Source organism: Flavobacterium sp. (assembly GCF_043773265.1).
Lineage (GTDB): Bacteria > Bacteroidota > Bacteroidia > Flavobacteriales > Flavobacteriaceae > Flavobacterium.
Genome location: NZ_JAYVFH010000028.1, coordinates 1 through 3,359, shown reverse-complemented (window position 1 = coordinate 3,359; position 3,359 = coordinate 1). Strand labels below are relative to the sequence as shown.

6 protein-coding genes are annotated in these 3,359 nt (G+C 29.7%); all 6 read right to left on the bottom strand.

Features of this window, described 5'->3' with window-relative positions; translation table 11 throughout:
- The coding region (locus ACH2BO_RS01280; RefSeq protein ID WP_395042949.1) for a nicotinate-nicotinamide nucleotide adenylyltransferase at positions 1-140 on the bottom strand (140 nt) is incomplete at its 3' end.
- 86 nt (positions 141-226) lie between these two features.
- Positions 227-811, bottom strand: coding sequence for a guanylate kinase (gene gmk / locus ACH2BO_RS01275; protein WP_395042948.1), 585 nt, complete (start codon positions 809-811; stop codon positions 227-229).
- A 124-nt stretch (positions 812-935) separates the two neighbouring features.
- The gene (locus tag ACH2BO_RS01270; RefSeq protein WP_395042947.1) at positions 936-1,796 is read right to left on the bottom strand and encodes a YicC/YloC family endoribonuclease; all 861 of its coding nucleotides are present in this window, start codon (positions 1,794-1,796) and stop codon (positions 936-938) included.
- A 178-nt stretch (positions 1,797-1,974) separates the two neighbouring features.
- On the bottom strand, positions 1,975-2,883 hold the full coding sequence (locus ACH2BO_RS01265) for a DMT family transporter (protein WP_395042946.1): 909 nt from the start codon (positions 2,881-2,883) through the stop codon (positions 1,975-1,977).
- 38 nt (positions 2,884-2,921) lie between these two features.
- Complete coding sequence (locus tag ACH2BO_RS01260) at positions 2,922-3,092, bottom strand: hypothetical protein (RefSeq protein WP_395042945.1); 171 nt, start codon at positions 3,090-3,092, stop codon at positions 2,922-2,924.
- 41 nt (positions 3,093-3,133) lie between these two features.
- Positions 3,134-3,359: arsenate reductase family protein (locus ACH2BO_RS01255; protein WP_395042944.1), on the bottom strand; the 226-nt coding region annotated here is incomplete at its 5' end.

Sequence of the window (3,359 nt, the reverse complement as noted above, 5' to 3'; positions counted from 1 at the left end):
TTTTTTTCTTTGTGCGGATTGTGTGGCGTTACAACCATCCAAATTTGTTCTAAAACAGAATGTTCTGCCATGTGATTGGCAATAATTAAATGACCAACGTGAATTGGGTTGAAAGTGCCAAAGTATAATCCGATTTTCATTTTTTTAAATCTAAATTAAATTTTTCACACGAATTACACGAATTAACACTAATTTATTGAGTTCAATTAATTTCACCAAATTTGCGTTAATTCGTGGAATTCGTGTGAATAAAAGTTTTCACCAACTGATATGCTTCTTCCTTTGCCACATCCAAATCATAATTTTTTATAATTTTGTCAAATTGTGGCGCAGTTGCCAATTCTACCGAAGCTTTTGCAATTCGCATATTTATTTTGTCGTCACTTTCTGTTGAACGTTTTTTTAATCTAATTTTTAACTCGTCAATGCTTGGTGGTTTTACAAAAACAGCTAGTGTTTCTTGTTTGTATTTAGATTTTATTCGTAATCCGCCAGAAACATCTATATCAAAAATTACGTTTTTACCTTTTGCCCAAATGCGTTCTACTTCGCTTTTTAAAGTTCCGTAAAAATTATCGCGATACACTTCTTCCCATTCTAGAAATTCTTCGGCTTTAATGTGTTTTTTAAACTCTTGAAGCGAAATAAAATAATAATCTTTTCCGTTCACTTCTTCGCCACGAGCTTCACGAGTAGTAGATGATATAGAAAACTCTAAATTCAAATCTTCTTGCTTAAGCAAATGCCTAACTATAGTTGTTTTTCCTGAACCTGATGGCGCTGAGAATACTAATAATTTTCCTTTCTTCATTTTATGCTGAATTTACTTGTTCTGAATTTATTTCAGGATTTCAATATCTGTTGATATTAGAATCTAAAAAATCCAAAAGAATTTATAGAATCTTACTACTTAATTCTTTTTTATCTTACTACTTTTAAAGCACATTCAAAACCTGTTCCTTAATTTTCTCCAATTCATCTTTCATCATCACTACAATTTTTTGCATTCCAGAATGATTAGATTTTGAACCCATTGTATTAATTTCTCTACCAATTTCTTGCGAAATAAAACCTAGTTTTCTACCATTAGCTTCAGTTCCAGAAAGAGTTTCTACAAAATAATTTAAATGATTTTCTAGTCGAACTTTTTCTTCTGTAATATCATATTTTTCTAAATAAAAAATCAATTCTTGTTCAAAACGGTTTTCATCTACGTTTACTTTTAATTCGTCGAGTGCTGTTCTTAATCTGGTTTTTACAGTTTCAATTCGTTCTGTGTCAAACGAAACGGCTTCATTCATTAGCGAATTTATATTTCCTGTTCGCAACACAAATTCTTTTTCTAGCGATAAACCTTCGTCTTTTCGAAAATTCTGAATATTATTTAATGCTTCGTCAATAACTGTTTGAATTTGTTTCCACTCGTTTTCGTCAATTTCGTCACGTTCTGTTTTTAATACATCTGGCATTCTTACGGCCATTTTCATCAATTCAGTTTCGTCTGCATTTGGCAAAACCGCTTTCATTTGATTAATATATGCATTTACAATTGGCACATTAATTTTAGACGATGTTTCTTCTCCAGTAACTTCTGCATATAGTGAAAAATCAATTTTTCCGCGTTCCAATCGTTGCGATATTTGGTTGCGCAAACCCAATTCCATTTCTCTAAAAACCGATGGCATTCTAGTATTTAAATCTAAACCTTTACTGTTTAGCGATTTTATTTCTACGGTAATTTTTTTGGTTGGTAATTGCAAAGATGCTTTTCCAAAACCAGTCATTGATTGTATCATATTTTTTTATAAGAATTCAAAGATAATAAAAAAGTGTTCAGTATTCAGTGTTCAGTGTTCAGTTTTCAGTGATCAGTGATCAGTTTTCAGTCTTCAGTTTTTTAGAGATTAGTGTTCACTATTTATTTTTCAATTGTTATGTTGATATAAAATCTTATTACATACGACTGAAAACTGATCACTGACCACTTTTCTTCTGCGTAACAAGATAAACTCCAACAAATATTAAAATTGCCGAACTAATTTTAACCCAACTCAAGGCATCTTTTCCTAAACTAATGGCAAAGATTGTAGCAAAAAGTGGTTGTAAATAAATAAAAACAGCAACAGTTGTTGGTTTTAATTCACGCATTGAAAGTAAGTTTAGCAAATAAGTAAAAAAAGTAGAAAACAAAATCACAAAACCAATTTTCCAGTAAATAGCAATCGGAATTATTGTCCAATTTATAACTTCAAATTCGTTCCATCCAAATGGTAAAACTAGTAGAAATCCGAAAGTATAAATCCATTTTACAAACGTAAAAGCATTGTATTTATCCATTAATTTCTTAACAATTATAAGATAAAATCCATACGAAATAGCATTTACCAAAACAAGAAAGTTTCCCAAACTAGCATTGGTTGCATTGCCAATAGATTTTCCGTAAACAATTAAAAAAACAGTTCCAATTGAACCCAAAATTATTCCAAAAACTTTGCGTTTCAACATGCGTTCTTTCATAATTATTGCAGACAAAATCAAAACAATAATTGGTGTAGAAACCATAATTACCGATGCCGAAATAGGAGAAGTTAAACTCAATCCTTTAAAAAAAGTTAACATATTTATTGCTACGCCAAACAATGCTGCAGCAGCAATTCTAGGAAAATCTTTTAATGCAATTTTATTGTCATTGTGAGCTTTGCGAGACAATCTCATAAAAAATGAAACCATCCAAAACAAAACCGCTGCACCAAATACACGCAAAACTATAAACCCAAACGGTTCAATATATTTTGGCATTACATCTTTGGCAATTGTAAAAGTTAATCCGTAAATTATAGAGACTAAAGTTGCTCCAACTAGAGCTAAGTTTCTTTTAGACATTAAATAAATTTAGATTTTTATATTAGATTATTTTAAATCTAAATTTTATCTTTTGAGTCATTTTTTTTAGATAAAATATTTTTATTTTTGGCTGATATTTCAAAACTCGAAAGTCCTTCGTTTTCAATCTTCATTTGCTCCCAATTTTTAATAGGAATAAAAACGCCAATATCTTTTCCTTTTTCGTTTTGAATAAATTGCAAACTCATAATCAATCATTTAAAGTACAAATATAATAAATTTTAATCACTTACCCCAACGCTTTCATCACTTGCAACATATTTTGCTGCGTGTTTCCAATATAAATTTTATCATTAATTATAAAAACAGGTCGACTAATAAAAGTATAATGTTCTAAAATATATTTTTTAAAATCATCTTCGGTCAAGTTTTTATTTTTTAAATCCATCGATTTATACAACTGCGCTTTTTTGCTAAACAACGCTTCATAACTTCCAGAAAGTGAATGCATAAAT

Coding starts and splice junctions, on each gene's coding strand:
- ACH2BO_RS01265 (WP_395042946.1), bottom strand. CDS start 2,883: ATGTCTAAAAGAAACTTAGCTCTAGTTGGAGCAACTTTAGTCTCTATA.
- ACH2BO_RS01260 (WP_395042945.1), bottom strand. CDS start 3,092: ATGAGTTTGCAATTTATTCAAAACGAAAAAGGAAAAGATATTGGCGTT.
- ACH2BO_RS01270 (WP_395042947.1), bottom strand. CDS start 1,796: ATGATACAATCAATGACTGGTTTTGGAAAAGCATCTTTGCAATTACCA.
- gmk (WP_395042948.1), bottom strand. CDS start 811: ATGAAGAAAGGAAAATTATTAGTATTCTCAGCGCCATCAGGTTCAGGA.